Origin of the sequence: Paenibacillus contaminans (assembly GCF_003285015.1) — a bacterium.
GTDB lineage: Bacteria > Bacillota > Bacilli > Paenibacillales > NBRC-103111 > Paenibacillus_V > Paenibacillus_V contaminans.
The window spans coordinates 310,741-330,265 of the sequence record NZ_QMFB01000004.1 but is presented as its reverse complement, the minus strand read 5'-3'; the positions used below and the strand labels follow the sequence as shown (position 1 = coordinate 330,265).

The window sequence follows — 19,525 nt, the reverse complement described above, 5'->3', positions numbered from 1 at the left end:
CGTCACCTCTTCTGATAGGTAGAGTTATCGTCTTTGCTGCGAAGCGATGCCCGTGTCGTAGACCGGAACGCTTTGTCCGACGGCGTCCACGACTGCGGCGAGGGGGAGCGCTTCGTCCGTTTCGTCCCCGACAGTTTCGCGTATCGTCTTGAACGACTGGCCGAGCTCATCAAGCTTGCTGCGGATATCCCGATCGTCTTTCGCTTCCACGGCAAGCCGCAGAAGCTGGGCTTCAAGCGACGTTTTCTGCTCGAACCGTTCCAAAATGACGTCCAGACCGCCGATGACGAGCTCGAACAAATTGATTTTTTCATGAAGCAGCGCCAAAATATGCTCCTCGATCGTGCCTTTCGTAAACAGATTGTAAATCCGCACGTCTTCCGTCTGACCGAGCCTGTGCACGCGCCCGATTCTTTGCTCCACCCGCATCGGATTCCAGGGCAGATCGAAATTGATCATATGGTGGCAAAACTGCAGGTTGATGCCTTCCCCGCCAGCTTCCGTCGCTATAAGCACTTGGGCCCGGTTGCGGAACAAATCCATCATCCAGTCTTTTTTGCCCCGGTTCATGCCGCCGCGGTAAGGGACTGCGACGATGTTATGCTCGCGGAAATATTTCAGCAAATACTCTTGGGACGCCCGATATTCGGTAAAAACGATCGCTTTATCGCCGATTTCGCGGATCAGCTCCATCGTTTTCTCCGCCTTCGTGTTAGCTTGAATGCTGCGGATCAGCTCGACGAGCTCCCATATTTTCGGACGGACGGGGGAGTCCTCGGCCGTTTTCTTGAACAGGTTGACGAGCGTGACGAACACGGCGTCGCGGCTCGAGCAAACTTCCCGCTGCAGCGTCACAAGCGACAAAATGCTGCTCAAATCGCCTCCCGCCTCTTTGAACCGGCCGCGGACAAAATCCGTGACTCCTTCATAAAGAGCTTGCTCTTCGGGGGATAGGTCGAGCGGAATGTTTTTGACGATGCGTTTGGTAAACGAGATGCCGCCGTCGCTCCGCCTGTTGCGGATCATGACCTTGGATAGATGCTCCTGCAGCAGCTGCTCGTTTTTCGGAATCCGCTTGTCCACGACGAAGTTTGCCTGGAAGCTGCCTTGTCCGCCCAATTGCCCGGGCTTCAAAATCGTGATCAGATTATACAACTCGTCCATATCGTTTTGAACGGGGGTAGCGGTGAGTAAAAGACAATATTTTTTGCGCAGCTGGCCGACGAACTGGTAGTTGGTCGTTTTTTTGTTTTTGAGCTTATGCGCTTCGTCTACGATCAGCATGTCGTAGTCGATGCCGAGTACGGTATCGCGATGCGGATCGCGCTTGGCCGTATCGATCGAGGCGACGATGACGTCGCACTGCGTCCACATATACGCTTTCTTTTGAGCGACGGCCAATATGCCGAGCTTCTGGTTCAGCTCGCGCACCCATTGCAGCACCAGCGACGCCGGCACGAGGATGAGCGCTTTTTGCACAAGCCCACGGACCATATACTCCTTCAAAATAAGGCCTGCCTCGATCGTCTTGCCGAGACCGACCTCATCGGCGAGAATGGCGCGTCCGCGCATTTCGGTCAGCACTTTTTTGGCGGTATCGATCTGATGCGCCATCGGTTTAAGCTGCGGCGTATGAAGCAAGCACTGCAGCTCGTCGAAGCTCCGGACCTGACGGGACTGCTCCGCCTCCAGTGCGAGCTGGCTCAGCGTCCAATCGTCCCATGGGCCGTTTTTGTCGGAGCGCGTTTGCAGGTCTTCCAGCCAGCTTCGGTCAAAATGCACGTTCAGCCGCTCGTTTAACGGGCGAGTGACGTCCGTCGGTTCAGAATTGCGCATCGTATCCCTCCCGCTCTGTTGTTGTTGTTTTGCAGCGTGCTGCTATCGACTGAGCATGCCGTTCGTAGAGCCGCTATTTTCAGCCTGTATGTCGTTAGTATGAACCAAACGGCGGCATTTCATAACTTTACCAGCGGGATGCGGACGTTTTGACGGAGATGGCGATCTCGACTACTATAGAAAAAGAAGAAAGCGAGGTTTGCGTTTATGGTGACTTGGCGGTTTATCGATTCCGGTTTACGTTCGGCGGCGGCGAATATGGCCCTCGACGAAGCGATATTGATCGCGCACAGCGAAGGCAAAGCGCCGCCGACGGTGCGTTTTTACGGCTGGGAGCCGGCTGCGCTCAGCATCGGATATTTTCAGAAGGCGGAAGCCGAGGTGTCCTTCGAGGAGCTTGCGAAGCAAGGACTGGGCTTCGTCCGCAGGCCGACGGGAGGCCGTGCGGTGCTTCACGATAAGGAGCTGACGTACAGCATTATCGTGGAGGAGAGTTATCCGGGGCTGCCGAGCTCCGTGACGGAAGCTTACCGCGTGCTTAGCGAGGGGCTGCTGCAAGGGTTTCGCGGGCTCGGTCTCGATGCGCATATGGTGACGCTTGCGTCCGAGGAGGAAAAGCAGAAGTATGCGACGATCGGTTCCTCCGCGTGTTTCGATTCGCCGTCTTGGTACGAGCTTGTCGTAGAGGGTCGCAAAGTGGCGGGCAGCGCGCAAATGAGGCAAAAAGGGGTCGTGCTGCAGCACGGCTCGATCCTGCTTGATTTGGATACGGAGCAGCTTTTTTCCGTGCTGAAATTTCGCAGCGAGGCGCTGAAGGAGCGGCTGATGGCTTCGTTCAAGGATAAGGCCGTAGCCGTCAACGATTTGCGGTCGGTAACCGGACAGCCGCCGGCAACGCTTGAAGAGGCAAAGGCTGCGTTCCGCACGGGTTTCGCCACAGGAATGGGCATCGCCCTTGAGCAATCCGCGCCGACAGCGTATGAGGAGGAGCTCGCCGCGCAGCTGCTCGCCGAGAAGTACGGGACGGACGAGTGGAATCTTCGCCGATAAGGCATGATTTTGGGCGGCGGAATAGTCCGTCCGGTCCCCAAGATAAACAAAAAAGCTTTCAAACCCGCTGTTGAGGCGGTTTTGAAAGCTTTTTTGTTTGCTGGTTTGCACAATCGACGGTTGTTATTTAGTACCGCCAGGGGAAAGTACGATCTTTTTGCGCAGTTTTTCGCTGCAGTAACGTGTTCCTTGGGGGAGGTTGGTTGTTTATTTATTTAAACTTCCGACATATTCTTCGAATGCTCCCTGCAGCCGGCGGCTTACAGGTCCGGGCTTGCCATCGGCGACCGGGACGCCGTCCAGCTCGATAACGGGCGTGACCTCCGCGGTTGTGCTCGTTATAAAGACTTCATCGGCATGCCGCAGCTCGTCCAGCGTGAACGGCTCCTCACGCACCGAAAGATTAAGCCGGAATGCCAGCTTCAGGATAACTGCGCGGGTGATGCCATGCAAGATCAAATGATTGGCCGGATGCGTGTAAAGCACATCGTCCTTGACGAGCATCACGTTCGAGGAGCTGGCTTCCGTGACGATGCCGCTGCGGTGAAAAAAAACTTCTTCAGCGCCCAGCTCGACTGCTTCCTGCTTGGCCAACACGTTGGGGAGCAGGTTCAGCGTCTTCAAATCGCAGCGCAGCCAGCGGATGTCCGGGCGGACGATGACGCGTATGCCGTTTCGTATAGCCTGAAGCGGTCTTCCGACCTCGCTGCAATACGCCAGCAAAACGGATTCCGCCGGCGGCTTCGGGAAAGCGTGTCCGCGAGGGGCTTCACCTCTGGTCAATTGCAAATAAATGATGCCTTCCGTCACTTTTTCCGCTCGAAGCAGCTGCGCGAGGTTGCCGTCGATATCGGCGATCGGATAAGGAAGCGGAATGCGCGTCTGCTCGGCGCTCCGTTCGAGCCGCCGGTAATGCGCGTCCTTTTCGAATAGGGCTCCGTTATAAAAGCGAAACACCTCATACACGCCGTCACCGAAATAATAGCCGCGGTCAAACGGGGAAATAGCGACTTCATGGTCGTTTACGATTCGGTTTTTGTATAGCATCATGAACGGTTCCTCCTATTCCAACGCTAGTTTTGAACGAGGTACGGACATTCAGCGCCGTGCAGCGCAACGTAAGAACTTTAACGGCTAAAGGTCGGTTGCTTGATGACTCTATTATAGCGCCGGAAGGCTGTAACTTTCAAAAGGCAGGAAGTCAAGAGAGGCCTGTCCACGAAAAAGAGAGACCGAAAGCGAAAGAAACAGCAATTGTGCTTTTATTGAGCAAAATACGGGTAAAATGCTCTGTTATTCATTAGATACACCATATATAGTGTTGTATAATGGAACTCACACCCAATATATACCCCTACTCGTAATGAACGGAAGCATTGCCACTCCTCATGCAGGCAGCCGTTCCGCTTTCGAAATTCGTATCCGTAAGTCTTCGAATCAATCACGCAAACCGATTCTGTTAACGAAAGCAGACTACATCATTCTCGATGCAGCAGCCGGGCAAAGCCTTTTCGGGTCGATTCGGCTTCATCGACATCACAGAACAGCGAACTCCGCAGTGCGGAATCGTTCGCCTTGACATGCCCAAGCCTCGACGATTTACGTATGGCTTAGCGGGTGTTATTCGGCTATGTCCTAAGACGTGATCGTTCGAATTCGATTTTATCCTTGCCGGCGGTTTTTTCTGTGAACGATAACAGATAATGGTTATGTGCGGATGATTGAAGACAAACCATTTAATCCCGTATTGGAGGTCATGCAAGTGGAAACGGCGCAACGAACTCGGCTTGAAGGACTCAGCGAAAAAATATTTTTGGACCGGTATGCCCTGAAAAATCCGGATACTACACATACAGTCGTCGGTGATACCGTGCTCGTACTGACGAAGGACGACCCGAAGTTTCCGGCCAAGGAAGTCGGCGAAGTGATCGAACGCGACGGGCAGCGCGTAAAGGTAAAACTCCGCAGCGGCGACATTGTCGAATCGACGATCGAAAAGCTGACGCTTAATAAGGAATATACGCCGGAGCAGCTTTGGAGCAGACTGGCTGCAGCGATGGCATCGGTAGAAGCGACACCCGAAAAGCAGCAGGAATGGACGGATAAATTTCGCCGGCTGCTTGACGATTGGAAGCTCGTTCCGGGCGGACGTATCGCTGCCGGCGCTGGAGCCAGCGACGAATTGACGCTGTTCAATTGTTATGTCATCCCTTCTCCGAAGGACAGCCGCGGCGGAATTATGATCACCCTGACCGAAATGACCGAAATTATGGCGCGCGGCGGCGGTGTCGGCATCAACCTTTCGTCGCTTCGTCCGCGCAGGGCGATCGTGCACGGCGTGAACGGGTCGTCGAGCGGCGCCGTTTCCTGGGGCGGCTTGTTCAGTTATGCCACGGGTTTGATCGAGCAGGGAGGAAGCCGGCGAGGGGCCTTGATGCTCATGATGAACGACTGGCACCCTGACGTGCAGGATTTTATTACCGTCAAACAAACGATGGGGCAAATTACGAACGCGAACTTGTCGGTTTGCGTCAGCAATGCCTTTATGAAGGCGGTCAAGGAAGACGGAGACTGGGATCTTGTTTTCCCGGACACGACCGATCCGGAGTACGACGAGCTTTGGGACGGCAACCTGAACAAGTGGAAAGAGCTCGGCAAGCCGGTTAAAGTCGTCAGAACGGTGCGCGCCCGCGACGTCTGGCACACGATCATCGAATCGGCATGGAAATCGGCCGAACCCGGCGTCGTTTTTATGGAGTATTACAATGAGATGTCTAATAGCTGGTATTTCAATCCGATTATTGCGACGAATCCGTGCTTCCATCCGGATACGCGAATTTCAACCGAGTTCGGACTGATTCGGATCGAAGATTTATATAAGCAAATGGGACGGCAAACCTTTCTTACTGCAACCGACTCGCGTTTGGTGAACCAAATGCAGGTTGTTAACGGCCGTTCTTATGAGGTGCCGGGTACGGTTATGCGGACGGCTACGGTGTTTCCGACGGGGCGCAAAAAGACGGTTCGCGTCACTCTGAATAACGGCATGGAGCTGAAGGTTACGCGGGATCATCGCATTTTTACGGATAAGGGCTGGAAAGAAGCGAAGGACCTTACGCCTGACGATTACGTTTACATTCAATCCGGCGAAGGCAGATTTGCGGCGCGCGACGAGCTTGGCGAAGCATGGGGCCACTACTTGGGCTGGTTGACAGGCGACGGCTGGTTGTCCAAGCGCGGGGACGTAGGCATGGTTTTCGGACGCGACGATGCGGAGGTCATCCCGCGGATGGTCGAGATCGGTAAAGAACTCACCGGAGTCGAAGGGAAAGTTTATGAACGCGAGAACGGGACGTTCCAATTAAACTGGTGGCGCAAAGCGTTTGTCGAACGTTTGAAGGAGCTCGGTGTTAAAGCAGTGCGCGCTTTCGAGAAGGAAGTGCCTGCCGCGATCTTTACATCGACCAAGGAAACGGTGGCCGCCTTCTTGCAGGGACTGTTCAGCGCAGACGGAACGGTTTACGAGAACGACGAGATGCATCGTACCGTTCGCCTTGCTTCGTCGTCCAAAAAACTGCTCCAAGACGTGCAGCAGCTACTGCTCAATCTTGGCATCCACGGAAAGATCTATTTAAGAACCAAACAAAACCAAGCGTTATTCACTTATGAAACGATGGACGGCGACGTAAAGGTTTACGAGTCGCACGAGTTTTATGAGCTCATCATAAGCGGCAACAATTTGTTGACGTTCAAAGAGCAAGTCGGTTTCGGCCTCGTTTCCCGCAAGCAGGAAGCGCTGGAGCGGATCGCCAGAATGTCGAGAAAAAGCGAAAAGTTCCATTCGCAAGTCGTCCAAATAGAGGGTGGCGAAGAAGTCGTCGTATACGATGTTACGGAGCCCGTTACGCATTCGCTAGTCGCGAACGGATTTGTCGTTCATAACTGCGGCGAGCAAGGCCTGCCTCCTTGGGGCGTTTGCAACCTTTCGGCCGTAAACTTGTCGAAGTTTTACGATGCTGAGCGTCACGAGGTCGCATGGGACGAACTTGGGCAAACCGTGCGTCACTCGGTGCGCTTCCTCGATAATGTCATCGATAGAACGCCGTATCATTTTGAAGAGAACGAGCGGAATCAGAAAAACGAGCGTCGTGTCGGGTTAGGTACCATGGGTCTGGCGGAGCTGATGATCAAGCTGGAGGTGCGCTACGGCAGCCCGGAATCGCTTGAATTCCTAGATAAGCTGTACGGCTTTATGGCCAAGGAAGCGTATCTGGCATCGGCGGAAATAGCGGCGGAGAAAGGTTCGTTCCTGAAATTCGAGACCGAGCCGTTCCTGCAAAGCGGCTTCATGAAGCATATGACCGACGCCTTCCCGGAAGTGGGCGAAGCGATTCGCGCCAACGGCATGCGGAACGTCACCGTCATCACGCAAGCGCCGACAGGCAGCACGGGAACGATGGTCGGCACGTCGACCGGTATCGAGCCGTATTTTGCATTCGAATATTACCGTCAAAGCCGTCTCGGCTTCGACAAGCAATTCGTGCCGATCGCACAGGAATGGATGGAGAAGCATCCGGGCGAATCGCTGCCGCCGCACTTCGTGACCGCGATGGACTTGTCCGCAGAAGATCATATTCGAGCACAAGCCGCCATTCAAAAATGGGTCGACAGCTCGATCTCGAAGACGGCCAACTGCCCGGCGGATTTCACGGTTGAAGAGACGAAGCGCCTTTATGAGCTTGCTTTCGATCTAGGCTGCAAGGGCGTTACGATTTACCGCGACGGCAGCAGGGACGTGCAGGTGCTTCAGACCGAGAAGAAAGAAGACGCAAAGGAAGCGCAAACGGAAGCGGCAGAAACGCCAGTCGACAATGCTGCCGATGAGCAAAATGCCGGTACGGCGATGCTCGCCGCCGAGCATTCCGCGGAGGTTCTGGCATCGACCCAAGCGGTTCCGGCCGAGCCGGTGTTCGACAAACAGTACAAAAGCCGTCCGTCCGTACTGCGCGGCGCGACCTATAAGCTGAACACGCCGTTCGGGATGGCGTATATTACGATTAACGATTTGAACGGCACACCGTGCGAAATCTTCTTGAATGTCGGAAAAGCCGGCTCCGACGTATTCGCGATGTCCGAGGCGCTCGGCCGTGTTTGCTCGCTTTTCCTTCGCTACGGCGATCACGGCAACAAAGTGCAGCTTCTGGTCAAGCACTTGAAAGGCATCGGCGGCTCCGGCGCAATCGGCTTCGGCCCGAACCGCGTCGAATCGATCGCCGACGCCGTCGCCAAGGCACTGGAGATGCACATCGAAGTATCCGGCAGCGAGCCGTACGTCACCGCGGCGGCCGAAGCTCCGGCGCTCGCAGCACCTCAGGAGCAGCCGGCGGTTAAGCCTATGGCGGCGGGAGCAATCGCGATGCGGCAGAGCAAGGATCTTTGCCCGTCCTGCGGATCGGCATCGCTGATCAACACCGAAGGCTGCAAAACATGCAGTACTTGCGGGTATAGCAAGTGTTCATAAGAGAGAAGCCGGGGGAGACCTCGGCTTTTCTGTCTGATGACTGACCAAAGAAGATACGACGAAGTCTTTATGTTCTGATTAGTCTGGCAGCAATTATGACCGCCCTTTCCGTGCTGAGCATCAACTCTGGCAAAATCAGCTTGACTCCGCTCGAAGTGCTGTAGGTGTTGTTAGGAGAGGGGACGGAGCGGCAGCAAACTGTAGTGATGGAATTCCGGTTGCCGCGGATCGTACTTGCTGTTTTGGTCGGAATCGGCATGAGCCTTTCCGGTGCTGTGATGCAGACGTTGCTGCGCAATGATATGGCAAGCCCTGGTACGCTCGGAATCAGTGCCGGCTCCGGCTTGTTTGTGCTGCTCTATATTGTATTGTTTTCGTCAGTAGGGTCGTACGCTGCATACGCGCTCCCGCTTCTGGCCTTTATCGGCGGGCTTACAGCGACGGCGCTTATTTTTCTAATTGCGTATAGAAGAGAACAAGTATTTTCTCCTACAGGTCTGATATTGACCGGTGTGGCGCTCGGAAGCGGCTATGGCGCGGTGACACTCCTGTTAACGATGAAACTAGATCAGGACCAGATTAATTTCGTGCTGCGCTGGAGTGCGGGCAGCTTGTGGGGAGTCGAGTGGCGTTATCTGGCGATTTTGGCTCCGTGGGTACTGTTATTTTCGCTGTATATTTTCTATAAATCACGAATGCTCAACGCACTCCACTTTGGCAATCAGATGGCGACGGGTCTGGGTGTTGCTGTCAAGCCGCAGTTTCTGTCACTGTCGATCGCGGCGATTGCACTGGCATCGGGCAGCGTATCGCTGGGCGGAAACTTCTTCTTTGTCGGTCTGATCGCACCGCATATGGCGCGCAGGCTGGTGGGGAGCAACCACAAGTGGGTGTTGCCGGTATCAGGGTTGATCGGCGCGGTTGTCGTGCTGCTGGCTGATACAATCACACGTACGATCAGCTTTGGCGCTGATGTGCCAACCGGTATAGTCATAACGATCCTAAGCACCCCGTATTTTCTGTATTTGTTATCCAGGGCAAACTGACGTGGATGCAATTTATACAAAATTTGATGCGGTTTATGGGTACGGTGCATCTAGGATGCGACTCGAAATTTTTTGTGGGACTTGGAATTTATCTACCCAGGCTATATCCTGGTGCCGTTGTGGTTTGTAAGTGAAACAACTGATCGGTTGTCGGCTGGGATGGCGAGCAGGGTGATCGTCTGGACAGAGTAGTCTAGCACACAAAATGCAACTGTAATGGAGAAATGCAAGTTTTGCCCTATCGTCCATTTTCTTTCGTACGGTAATCTTATATAATGAGAATGAATATCATTGTTATAAATCCCGAAGTAGACTGGATACGGCAGTTCTCCTCCGATCTGTTTAGGGGAGTACGGTTGTGAAAAGGGGATACTGCACTGTGTTACGGGAGGTGCTTAGATACAAGCGCACAATCATGAGGAGTTTCACCGTTATTACAACAGCTATTTGAACATTCTGAATGTTCACGACCACAATCCTCCTTCTACAGATCGGATACGGATTCCCGAGTCTTTCGGTAGCGGGACTATTGTTCGGACAAAGCTGCGACCGGGTATGGAACTCGTCGTGGCGGACTGCCGACTGCATCAGTCTAGAACGCTCGGGTTTCAATCCGATATCCCGATGGTAGAACTTAGCTTTTGGTTTAGCGGGAAGAGCGATATCGAAATGTCGGGCAAGCCCCTTCACATAAGCGGCAATCAAAGCCAGCTTGCCTTTTCTCGGCATTTGGATGCAAAGATGAATTATGAAGGCGAGGAAGCCATGCTCGCTTGCGAAGTCAGGCTGGAGGAGTCTGTATTTCTGGGGATGGTCGAGTCTTTTGGCGGCGACATGAATATGGAGTTGAAGCGGCTGATGGCTGCCGAACCGATTCGCGTATTTCAGCAAACGATGGAGCCGTCGGCCCAACTGCGCGCTCGTCAGCTGTTGGACTGCCCTTATGTTCCGGCGCTGCGAAACATGTACTTTGAAGGGAAAGCGATGGAGCTGCTTGCGGCTTATATGCAGCTGCATCTGTTCGACGATATCAAATTATCTCGACGAAAAGGAAAGAGGCTCGGCCGAACCGATCTGGATTCCGTTCGTGCTGCGGCAGAACTGCTTGTCGAGCGGATGGACGAGCCACCGACCTTGCCCGAATTGTCGCGGATGGCCGGTCTCAGCGAATACAAGCTGAAAGCGGGTTTTCGGGAGTTGTTCGATACGACGGTGTTCGGCTATTTGCGCGACAAGCGGATGGAGCGTGCGCTCGTTATGCTCGAAAAAGAACAAGTCAGCGTATATGAAGCGGCCATTGCGACGGGTTATTCCAATCCGAGCCATTTCTCCTCGGTATTTCGGGAGAAGTTTGGCTTAAATCCGAGCGAGTGGAGAAAGAACGGCGAATAAGTATCGAAGTGCACGAAGAAACAACTTGAATAAGGTTGTTTCTTTTTTTATTTTCGGAAGCTTTTCGCCCGCGATTGGCTGAAAAGCGACGTATTTTGGCGGACTTTTTTCAATGGTAATGATAATCTTTCTCATGTAGAAACTTTCCGTACAATTGGAGGAAGAAACATGAAGGAATACTCAACCGCGAAGCAAGTAACAAGCGCCTTTTTACATCGAAGAAAAGGAAGATGGAACACCAAGGATATTCTCGTAGCCGGAATGATCGCGGTCGTTTTCGCTTTTGTGCAGCTTGGCATCACCTACGCGTTTATGGCTGCTTCAGCGTCCGTTGGACCTGTTTATGCCCGATTATTGAACGGCTTCTGGTTCATGTCCGGGTTCATGGCGCTGTCGATCATACGAAAGCCAGGGATCGGCTTTATCTCGCAAGCGATCGCAGGCATCGTGATGACACCTCTGACGCCATTCGGGATTATGATCTTATTCGGCGCATTGGTGAACGGTCTGCTTACCGAGCTCGTCTTTTTCCTTACCCGTTACAAGCATTACTCGTTCCCTATCTTGGCGATAGGGATGTGCGTACTTAGTATCGTCTACACGCTGCTTGAATTCGGTCCGTCGGGTTATGGCGGTTTAGCCCTGCCTGTCCAAATCGCTATTCTGGCGACCAGTGCAATCAGCGGTGCGATTTGCGGCTGGTTATGCAAGCGTCTGACCGATTCGCTGCTTCGGACCGGGCTTCTGTCTGGTTATTCCCACTCTAGAACCTAGAATCGAAGGAGAACATGACGCATGAAGGTCGTATGGGAAAAGGTTTCGTTTACGTATCCGGGAAATCGGCAGGTTATGGGCGACGGCTTCAGTTTGACGATTGCGGACGGGGAAACCGTATTGCTGCTAGGTCCTTCCGGTTCGGGAAAAAGTACCCTTGCGCTTTGCTTGTGCGGTCTCGTTCCGCACGCCATTGCCGGGGAGATGAGCGGCACGGTGCGTATCGACGGTATCGATACCCGGTTAACGGAACCCGCGGAGCTGGCCAAAACGGTGGGGATGGTGTTTCAGGATCCGGAAGCGCAAGCCGTCATGAGTAGTGTAGAGGATGAAGTCGCTTTCGGATTGGAGAATACCGGCGTACCGTCAGAAGAGATGGAGGGGCGAATCGCTGAAGCGCTGCGTTCGACAGGTTTATCCGCTCATCGTAGCTCGCAAGTCGACAATCTTTCCGGTGGGCAAAAACAACGGCTGGCGCTGGCTTCCGTTCTTGCGATGAAGCCGGCCGTGCTCGTGCTCGACGAACCGACTTCCAATCTGGATCCGGCTGGAACAGGGGAAGTGTTCGAAGTATTGCGGGAATTGAAATCGTCGGGTCGGCATACGATCGTGCTGATCGAGCACAAGCTGGACGAACTGATGGAGATTGTCGATCGTGTTGCCGTCATTGACCGGAATGGGGAGCTGGTTTGCAGCGGATCGCCGGGCACAGTTTTCTTCGATTGGGCGGAAGAACTCGAGCGACTTGGGGTCTGGGTTCCCAAAGCCGTGGAAATAGCGAGAAAGCTGAGTAGATCGGGTATACCGATCGACGACAGGCCGGTAACGATCGAGCAATTGGCCGAAACGCTACGGAGGGGCGTACTTTCGAAACCAGCGGGAGACATGGAAAGGACGATCACGGCACTTTGCTCGCCGTCTGCCGGTAAATCCGTTCCCGAGCCTCAGCCAATTCTGCTGGACATCCGTCCGACTTCTTCCCCGTCTCTCCGCAGCGGATGGCTGCAGCCGCTCGACCTGCAAGTGCGGAAAGGAGAGTTCTGGGCGCTTGCCGGAGAAAACGGAGCGGGTAAAACGACGTTGGCCAGGCATCTGATCGGTTTGCTTCCGGTACGGCCTCGCGTTATGTATATCGACGGACGTGATTGCAAGGAATATTCGGCGCAGGAGCTTGCCCATCGGATCGGCTACGTTTTTCAGAATCCTGAGCATCAGTTTGTGACCGAGCGGGTTTCGGATGAAATTGCTTTTGGGATGAAAAGTTTGGGCATGTCGAAGAATGAGGTGGTCCTTACGGTAGAACGGCTGTTGTCGCGCTTCGGCTTGTCCGCTTATGCGGATTCCCACCCGTTCCATCTCAGCCATGGACAGAAACGGAGGCTGAGCGTAGCGGTCATGCTCGCGGTCGGTCAGGAGCTCCTCATCCTGGATGAGCCTACCTTCGGGCAGGATAGGCGCCATACTGCCGAGTTGATGGAGATGCTGAAGGAGCTGCAGAGTGCTGGTCGAACCATCATGATGATTACGCATGATATGACGCTGGTTGCCGAGTATGCCGAATACGCTGCGGTAATGTCCCGTGGAGCGATACTTTATAGCGGTCCGGTCGATAGGTTGTTTTCAGACCCGCAGCTCCTTGCCCGAGGAGGATTGAAGCGGCCGCCGGCCGTAGAGCTTTCCCGCCGGCTTGCCGACTTGATTCCTCCTGAATGCGCTAAGACCGCAATCACAATGGAACAGCGAACGAGCCGCCGGCCGGGATCGCCAGGAATGAGCCCGGCGGGAGGAGAACGGCATTGATGAAGGGATTGTATTTGCATCGTCGTGCTCCGCTCCATCGGTTGAATCCGCTTATCAAGCTGGTCGCCGTTCTGCCGGCGATTCTTTTGTTGACGCTGGTCACCGACCCGTGGATTCCGATTGCTTTTATTGCCGTCAACGGAGCGCTGATGATTGTGCTGGGCGGCATTTCTCCGCTGCAATACGTAAGAAGCGGCATCCCGATGCTGGTTATCTCCTTCGGCATCGCGCTGACTTATTCGCTACTGGCAAGTTCTCGGGTAACGGAAGGTTCGCCGGTATGGTTGACGATTGGCGCTGTGAAGCTGTATGAAGCAGGCGCTGCATACGGTGCGGCGACCGCGCTTCGGCTGTTCGCGATGTTCGGCGTTACGCTTGTGTTCGTGATGACGACAGACTCCTCCGACCTTATCCGCGCGATGATCCAGCAGTGTAGGCTTAACGATCGGTTTGGTTACGCGACGCTTGCCGTATTCCGGTTCATCCCCGATTTGCGCCGTGAGCTTGAAGCGGTCCAAGCGGCGCATCGGGTGAGAGGCATGTCGGGGAGGGGGCGTAACGGCAGCCTGCCGGAACGAGTGCGGCGGTATATGGTACCGCTGCTGGCCGCAGCGATTCGCCGTGCGGAACGTACCGCTTACGCGATGGATGCCCGCGGTTTCGGCACGACCGGGACTCGCACCTTTTTCCGCAACTATGCGTTTGCTCTGCGCGACTGGCTGTTTCTGGCCGCATATTGGCTAACGATGGCTATGCTGGTTGCGGCCGTCCATCAAGCCGGATGGATGGGACGATTATCCTTTTTGAAACTTTACGATTGAAGAGAGGGGAGGGCTGAATATGAGCATATCGGAAGTAATCCGGAATCGCAGGACGATCCGCAGCTTTAACGACAAGCCATTGGCGGAGTCAACCATACTTGAGCTGCTGAATGACGCCGTATGGGCGCCTAACCACGGACTGCGGGAACCTTGGCGCTTTATCGGTGCTTCGGTGCGTGAATCGAAGGAGAAGCTGGCCGATTGGGTCATCGAGGCCTTGTCGGAGCGGAAAAGGTATAAATGGATTCCGGGTAAAATCAAAAACGTATACAAAGAAAAAATAGTTCAAATTCCTGCGATATTATTTGTCGTGGTAAAGGAAGAGAAGAACAAGCTGAAGTTGGATGAAGACTTTGCTGCAGCCTGCGCTCTCATACAGAACTTGCAGCTTCTCGGTTGGGAGCAGGGAATCGGGATGATCTGGTCGATCGACGACACGTTGTGCGGAAACCTGTCATTTGGCACGAAGATAGGCATTCGAAGCGATGAACGTATTGCAGGCATGCTCTACATGGGATATTTCGATCAGGCTCCGAAACCGAGGGCACGTACAACGGCGGAGCGGAAAATGTCTTGGTTATAAGTTTCGAACCGGAACGCCTGTTCCGGAGAAAGGCGGGGAATCGAATGAGTTCAAAAAAAGGCGTGTCCCGTTTGCTGCAAATCGCAGGGGAGAAACGCGGCCTGCTGGCCGTCTCCGGTTTACTATCGGGTCTGAGTGCCATCGGACTTCTGGTGCCTTATGCATCGGTATATTTCATTTTACGCGAGCTGCTGGAGCATGCCGCTGCCCCTGCCGAAGCCGACGGCGCCATGATGATCCGGTGGGGGACGGTTGCTTTGCTCGGGCTCATCGGCAGCTTGCTGACGATGTATGCGGGAGGGCTGGCGTCGCATATGGCCGCATTCCGCATTTTGTACGGCTTGCGCGTCAAGCTTTCATCCCATATCGGAAAGCTGCCGCTTGGCTGGCTGAACGGCACTTCCACGGGAGCGGTCAAAAAGACGCTGGAACAAAACGTAGAAAAGGTAGAGACCTTCGTCGCCCACCAGCTCCCCGATCTCGTTCATGTAATCGTGACGACGGCGCTGATGATTACGGTTATGTTGTATTTGAACGTATGGCTGGCACTGGCTTGCATCGTACCGATCCTGCTCGGTATCGGGATCCAAATGCTGATGATGACCGGAACGAAGACGAAGGAAAACATCCGGCAGTATTACGATGCGCTGGAACGGATGAATGGCTCGGCCGTCCAATATGTGCGCGGCATCCCCGCCGTCAAAGTATTCGGGCAGACGGTGCATTCTTTCCGTAAATTTTATGCCGATATGATTCATTACCGGGACTACTGCGCGAAGTATACCGACCGGTTCCAGAACGGCTACTTGATTTTTAAAGTGATTCTCGGCTCGTTTGCTGCATTCGTGCTGCCGGTCGGCGTATTTCTGCTAAGCCGCGATCCGGGAAGCGTCGCTTTCGCTTCGGTCCTGCTGTTCTTTCTAGTCATGGCGCCGGGCGTTTCCGCCCCGATGTTCAAAATCATGTTTATGGCTTCGACGCTACGGGATATTAACGAAGGCGTGGAGCGTATCGATCGCATCTTCGCGGAGCCGCCCGTACCGGAGCCGGAGCATCCGCAAAGACCGGAGACATTCGAGGTTTGTTTTGATAACGTCTGCTTTTCTTACGGGACGGATTCTTCAAGCGGCGATGCGTTGTCCGGCATTTCGTTTACGGCTGCGCAGGGGCAGGTGACGGCTTTGGTCGGTCCCTCGGGAGCCGGTAAATCGACAGTAGCCAATCTCGTGCCGCGATTCTGGGACGTAAAGGACGGGGCGATTCGAATCGGCAAGGTGGACGTTCGGAACATGGCGGCGCCTGACTTGATGAATACCGTTGCGTTCGTTTTCCAAGAGACGTTCCTGTTCTACGATACGGTGTTTAACAATATTGCGGTCGGTCGGCCGGACGCTTCACGGGATGACGTATACGCTGCGGCGCAAGCCGCTCAATGCCACGGGTTCATAAGCAAGCTCCCAAACGGCTACGATACGCCGATCGGCGAGGGCGGCGTTTATTTGTCAGGAGGAGAGGAGCAGCGCATAGCCGTAGCGCGGGCGATTCTCAAAAATGCTCCGGTCCTCGTTCTGGACGAAGCAACAGCATTTGCCGATCCAGAAAACGAATATGAAATGCAGCTAGCGTTGAACGTGTTGATGGAAGGCAAGACGGTAATCGTTATCGCTCACAGGCTTTCAACGATTCGCGATGCGGATCAAATTCTTGTTTTGAACGATGGGAAATTGTTCGAACGTGGAAGTCATCGGGATTTGGTTGCTGCCGGCGGGTTGTATGCCAGAATGTGGCGAGCATACACGGATGCGGAACGGTGGCAGCTCGGTATGGAGAGGGAAGGGGGGAAAGCTGATGAACATGCTTCGCAATATCACGGCGGGTAACCCTCGAATGCTGGTTAAGCCGGTTTTGTACACTACGCTGGCGAATTTATGCGGGATTATTCCGTTCGCGCTGCTGGTGGAAGCGGCCCGTCTTATTTTCGAGCCGTTTGCCCACACCGGTGGGACGCTGGATACGGCGAGGCTTTGGTGGGTTTGCGGAGGTATGGCGGCTTCGCTGCTGCTCTTGTATATCTGCGAAATTCCCGCATACCGTTCGCAATTTCGCGGCGCTTACCGCGCTGCGGCGGATGGCCGCTCCCGTCTTGCGGAGCACTTGCGGAAGCTCCCGCTCGGTTATTTGAACAAACGCGATCCGGGCGATCTGGCCAACATGATGATGGGCGATTTTACGATGGTGGAGCATGGCATTTCCCATCTTGTGCCGCAGATGATCGGCGCGTTAACGATGCCCATCCTTGCTTTGGCCGGCTTGGCGATTCTTGATTGGCGCATGTCGCTTTCGTTGTTTGCGGCGTTTCCGCTCGCGGTTGCGCTTGTGCTGCTTACTTCCGGCATCCAGCGTAAGCTCGGCGCCGCCCATATGCGGGCCAAGATCGCCGCCGCCAACCGTCTTCAGGAGTACTTGAACGGCATACGCGTCATCAAGGCGTACAATTTAACCGGCGAACGGTTCGTTAGGCTGGAACGTTCGTTCAAAGAACTGATGAGACACAGTATACGGATCGAAGGATTGCTCGGTCCCATTGTATTGAGTGCGATTGCCTTCATTCGCGCAGGCCTCACGTTTATGGTCATGGTCGGCGTCCACTTCCTGTTAGGCGGCAGCCTCGACGTGATCGTATTCGTTTCGTTTCTAATCGTAGGGACGCGGATTTTCGACCCGTTGACAGCGGCATTGGTCAATTATGCGGAGTTCCGTTATCACGAGCAAGCGGGCGAGCGGATCGTGCAATTGCTGCAGGAGCCCGTAATGACCGGCGATCGAATGCCACCCGAAAGACATGATATCGAATTCAAGAACGTGACATTCGGATATCAAAACAAGGCTGTCATCAAGGACGTAAGCTTGAAGCTGCCGGTAGGATCGTTCACTGCGCTGGTTGGTCCGTCGGGCAGCGGCAAGAGCACCGTTCTCCGGCTTATTGCCCGGTTCTACGATCCCGGCGACGGAAAGGTGCTGCTTGGAGGCGAAGATGCACGGGCAATGGAGCCGGAAGCCTTGCTGCGGAAAGTGTCCATGGTATTTCAAGACGTCTATCTGTTTCAGGACACGATCGCAGGCAATATCCGATTCGGCCGCAGCAACGCCACGCAGCAGGAAGTGGAGGAAGCGGCGCGGCAAGCTCGCTGTCACGATTTCATCATAAAACTGCCGAACGGATACGATACATTAGTCGGAGAGGGAGGCAGCACTTTGTCAGGCGGCGAAAAACAGCGCATCTCCATCGCCCGAGCAATTCTGAAAAATGCGCCGATCGTGCTGCTCGACGAGGCCACGGCTTCGCTCGATCCGGAGAACGAAGCGGAAATTCAGCAGGCGATCGATCGGCTGGTAAGGGGCAGAACCGTTATCGCGATTGCCCACAGGCTGAAAACGGTAAAAAACGCGGATAACATTGTCGTGTTAGACAACGGATGTATCATTGAGCAAGGAACCCATTCGGATTTGCTGGCACAGCGAGGCTTGTACGCTCGGCTTTGGCATTTGCAGCAACAAACAGGAGGCTGGAAAATGTCCAATTGAGGCTCCGCATAAGATAGTTGCTCGCACGCTCGGACTATTCAGGTGACAAAGAACATGATTTCATTGAAAGGCGCTTTTGCGTTTCAAGGCTTACTTGTTTGATCCCGTTCAAAGCAGTTTATATCCATGTTCTGATTAGACGCGCGGGACAGCTATTATTTGTTGCCGTTTCCTTTGGGGACAGTTCTATTTTAGCTCGTACGGTCAAAACAGCCGTGTACTCGATGTGTAACGCACTCATAAAAATGAAACACGAAACTAGCAGTAGATTGTATGTTTTTTAAAAGCTGCGTCTTCTTTGTTTAGGGGAGGGGATTAGGACGATGTAGGTGTGTTCTAATGTTAGGATAAGCCAAGTGAGCTTTCGGACGGTTTGTTTGACGAAGGCTTCTGAATGAAGAAATTACATTGGAGGAAAAAATGGAGGACATCACCGGAATTACGTGTATATACATCCCGGTGAATGACGTTTAAGAGTCTATTAAGTGGTATCAAAAAATCTTGGGGTGTCAACCAACAGCCCACAATCAAGTGAAACCTGGGGATGGAAATTGCTATTTTGAGATTTCCCGACCAGAATGGCAAGTTCCCAGAAGCCGGTATGAGACAAAAAGTACCCGCTATTTTTCTTATGGGAGGATGAGGAGGGGCAACGCGAGCTGCAGGAAGTTATGGCTTTACATATGACAACGGATATCGACAACCCGTAGCTTGTTTCATTACTCCTCGTATCCAAGAAATGTACAATCGTTTCAAGGAAAACGGGGTGAATATCGTAACCGAGATTCCAGAAGGTAGACCTTGTGGACCTAATTTTAGTTTTACTGATTTGGAAGGGAATCTGTTGGAAATATGGCAACCTTGATTTGCGAATTAAGTACTGGGTCATTCCGCTAACGGGTACGATAGCTAAAGCAGCCGGCTAGAATGTTCGGCTGCTTGTTTTATTGAAGTATGGGCAGAAGGGCAATGCACAATGGTAGGCTGCGGAGTGAAAAAACTAAACAAAAATGTTTGTGACACAAGCCTTAGGTGAAAAAAGAATCAAAATAAATACAACAAAAAAACTGTCGGGTGACAAAAATATAGTCCGATTAAATACCGCTTAAATAGAGGG

12 protein-coding genes are annotated in these 19,525 nt (G+C 53.6%); 10 read left to right on the top strand and 2 right to left on the bottom strand.

Features of this window, described 5'->3' with window-relative positions:
- Positions 1-24 precede the first annotated feature (24 nt).
- Positions 25-1,836, bottom strand: coding sequence for a DEAD/DEAH box helicase (locus DQG23_RS10120; RefSeq protein WP_113030698.1), 1,812 nt, complete (start codon positions 1,834-1,836; stop codon positions 25-27).
- 207 nt (positions 1,837-2,043) lie between these two features.
- Between DQG23_RS10120 and DQG23_RS10115 the strand changes: the two genes are divergently transcribed.
- Positions 2,044-2,886 carry a lipoate--protein ligase family protein gene (locus DQG23_RS10115; RefSeq protein WP_113030697.1) on the top strand — a complete coding sequence of 281 codons (843 nt, stop codon included), beginning with the start codon at positions 2,044-2,046 and terminating at the stop codon, positions 2,884-2,886.
- 207 nt (positions 2,887-3,093) lie between these two features.
- Here DQG23_RS10115 and dat read toward each other — a convergent pair whose 3' ends face one another.
- Entirely contained in the window at positions 3,094-3,936 is an 843-nt protein-coding gene (dat, locus tag DQG23_RS10110) for a D-amino-acid transaminase (protein WP_113030696.1), read from the bottom strand.
- Between the two features lie 712 nt (positions 3,937-4,648).
- Between dat and DQG23_RS10105 the strand changes: the two genes are divergently transcribed.
- The 9 genes from DQG23_RS10105 to DQG23_RS10065 all read left to right on the top strand — a co-directional run bounded on the left by DQG23_RS10105 (position 4,649) and on the right by DQG23_RS10065 (position 18,408).
- A complete protein-coding gene (locus tag DQG23_RS10105) occupies positions 4,649-8,407 on the top strand; it encodes an LAGLIDADG family homing endonuclease (protein WP_113030695.1) in 3,759 nt (1,252 codons plus the stop codon).
- A gap of 164 nt (positions 8,408-8,571) precedes the next feature.
- The gene (locus DQG23_RS10100; RefSeq protein WP_238177827.1) at positions 8,572-9,453 is read left to right on the top strand and encodes a FecCD family ABC transporter permease; all 882 of its coding nucleotides are present in this window, start codon (positions 8,572-8,574) and stop codon (positions 9,451-9,453) included.
- 555 nt (positions 9,454-10,008) lie between these two features.
- Entirely contained in the window at positions 10,009-10,845 is an 837-nt protein-coding gene (locus DQG23_RS10095) for a helix-turn-helix transcriptional regulator (RefSeq protein ID WP_113030694.1), read from the top strand.
- A 168-nt stretch (positions 10,846-11,013) separates the two neighbouring features.
- Complete coding sequence (locus tag DQG23_RS10090) at positions 11,014-11,619, top strand: ECF transporter S component (protein ID WP_113030693.1); 606 nt, start codon at positions 11,014-11,016, stop codon at positions 11,617-11,619.
- Positions 11,620-11,640: 21 nt separating this feature from the next.
- Positions 11,641-13,419, top strand: a complete 1,779-nt coding sequence (locus tag DQG23_RS10085) for an ABC transporter ATP-binding protein (RefSeq protein ID WP_113030692.1) — start codon at positions 11,641-11,643, stop codon at positions 13,417-13,419.
- Complete coding sequence (locus DQG23_RS10080) at positions 13,419-14,240, top strand: energy-coupling factor transporter transmembrane component T family protein (RefSeq protein WP_113030691.1); 822 nt, start codon at positions 13,419-13,421, stop codon at positions 14,238-14,240. Before DQG23_RS10085 ends, DQG23_RS10080 begins: the two co-directional genes overlap by 1 nt.
- Before the next feature lie 19 nt (positions 14,241-14,259).
- On the top strand, positions 14,260-14,823 hold the full coding sequence (locus tag DQG23_RS10075) for a nitroreductase family protein (protein WP_113030690.1): 564 nt from the start codon (positions 14,260-14,262) through the stop codon (positions 14,821-14,823).
- A 44-nt stretch (positions 14,824-14,867) separates the two neighbouring features.
- Entirely contained in the window at positions 14,868-16,703 is a 1,836-nt protein-coding gene (locus DQG23_RS10070) for an ABC transporter ATP-binding protein (protein ID WP_113030689.1), read from the top strand.
- A complete protein-coding gene (locus tag DQG23_RS10065; protein ID WP_113030688.1) occupies positions 16,672-18,408 on the top strand; it encodes an ABC transporter ATP-binding protein in 1,737 nt (578 codons plus the stop codon). The genes DQG23_RS10070 and DQG23_RS10065 overlap by 32 nt, the downstream gene beginning before the upstream one ends.
- Positions 18,409-19,525 lie beyond the last annotated feature (1,117 nt).

What these genes read in the sequence shown, in the direction of transcription:
- DQG23_RS10095 (WP_113030694.1), top strand. Translation starts at nt 10,009, where the DNA reads ATGGAACTCGTCGTGGCGGACTGCCGACTGCATCAGTCTAGAACGCTC.
- DQG23_RS10085 (WP_113030692.1), top strand. Translation starts at nt 11,641, where the DNA reads ATGAAGGTCGTATGGGAAAAGGTTTCGTTTACGTATCCGGGAAATCGG.
- DQG23_RS10080 (WP_113030691.1), top strand. Translation starts at nt 13,419, where the DNA reads ATGAAGGGATTGTATTTGCATCGTCGTGCTCCGCTCCATCGGTTGAAT.
- DQG23_RS10065 (WP_113030688.1), top strand. Translation starts at nt 16,672, where the DNA reads ATGAACATGCTTCGCAATATCACGGCGGGTAACCCTCGAATGCTGGTT.
- DQG23_RS10090 (WP_113030693.1), top strand. Translation starts at nt 11,014, where the DNA reads ATGAAGGAATACTCAACCGCGAAGCAAGTAACAAGCGCCTTTTTACAT.
- DQG23_RS10120 (WP_113030698.1), bottom strand. Translation starts at nt 1,836, where the DNA reads ATGCGCAATTCTGAACCGACGGACGTCACTCGCCCGTTAAACGAGCGG.
- DQG23_RS10070 (WP_113030689.1), top strand. Translation starts at nt 14,868, where the DNA reads ATGAGTTCAAAAAAAGGCGTGTCCCGTTTGCTGCAAATCGCAGGGGAG.
- DQG23_RS10115 (WP_113030697.1), top strand. Translation starts at nt 2,044, where the DNA reads ATGGTGACTTGGCGGTTTATCGATTCCGGTTTACGTTCGGCGGCGGCG.
- DQG23_RS10075 (WP_113030690.1), top strand. Translation starts at nt 14,260, where the DNA reads ATGAGCATATCGGAAGTAATCCGGAATCGCAGGACGATCCGCAGCTTT.
- dat (WP_113030696.1), bottom strand. Translation starts at nt 3,936, where the DNA reads ATGATGCTATACAAAAACCGAATCGTAAACGACCATGAAGTCGCTATT.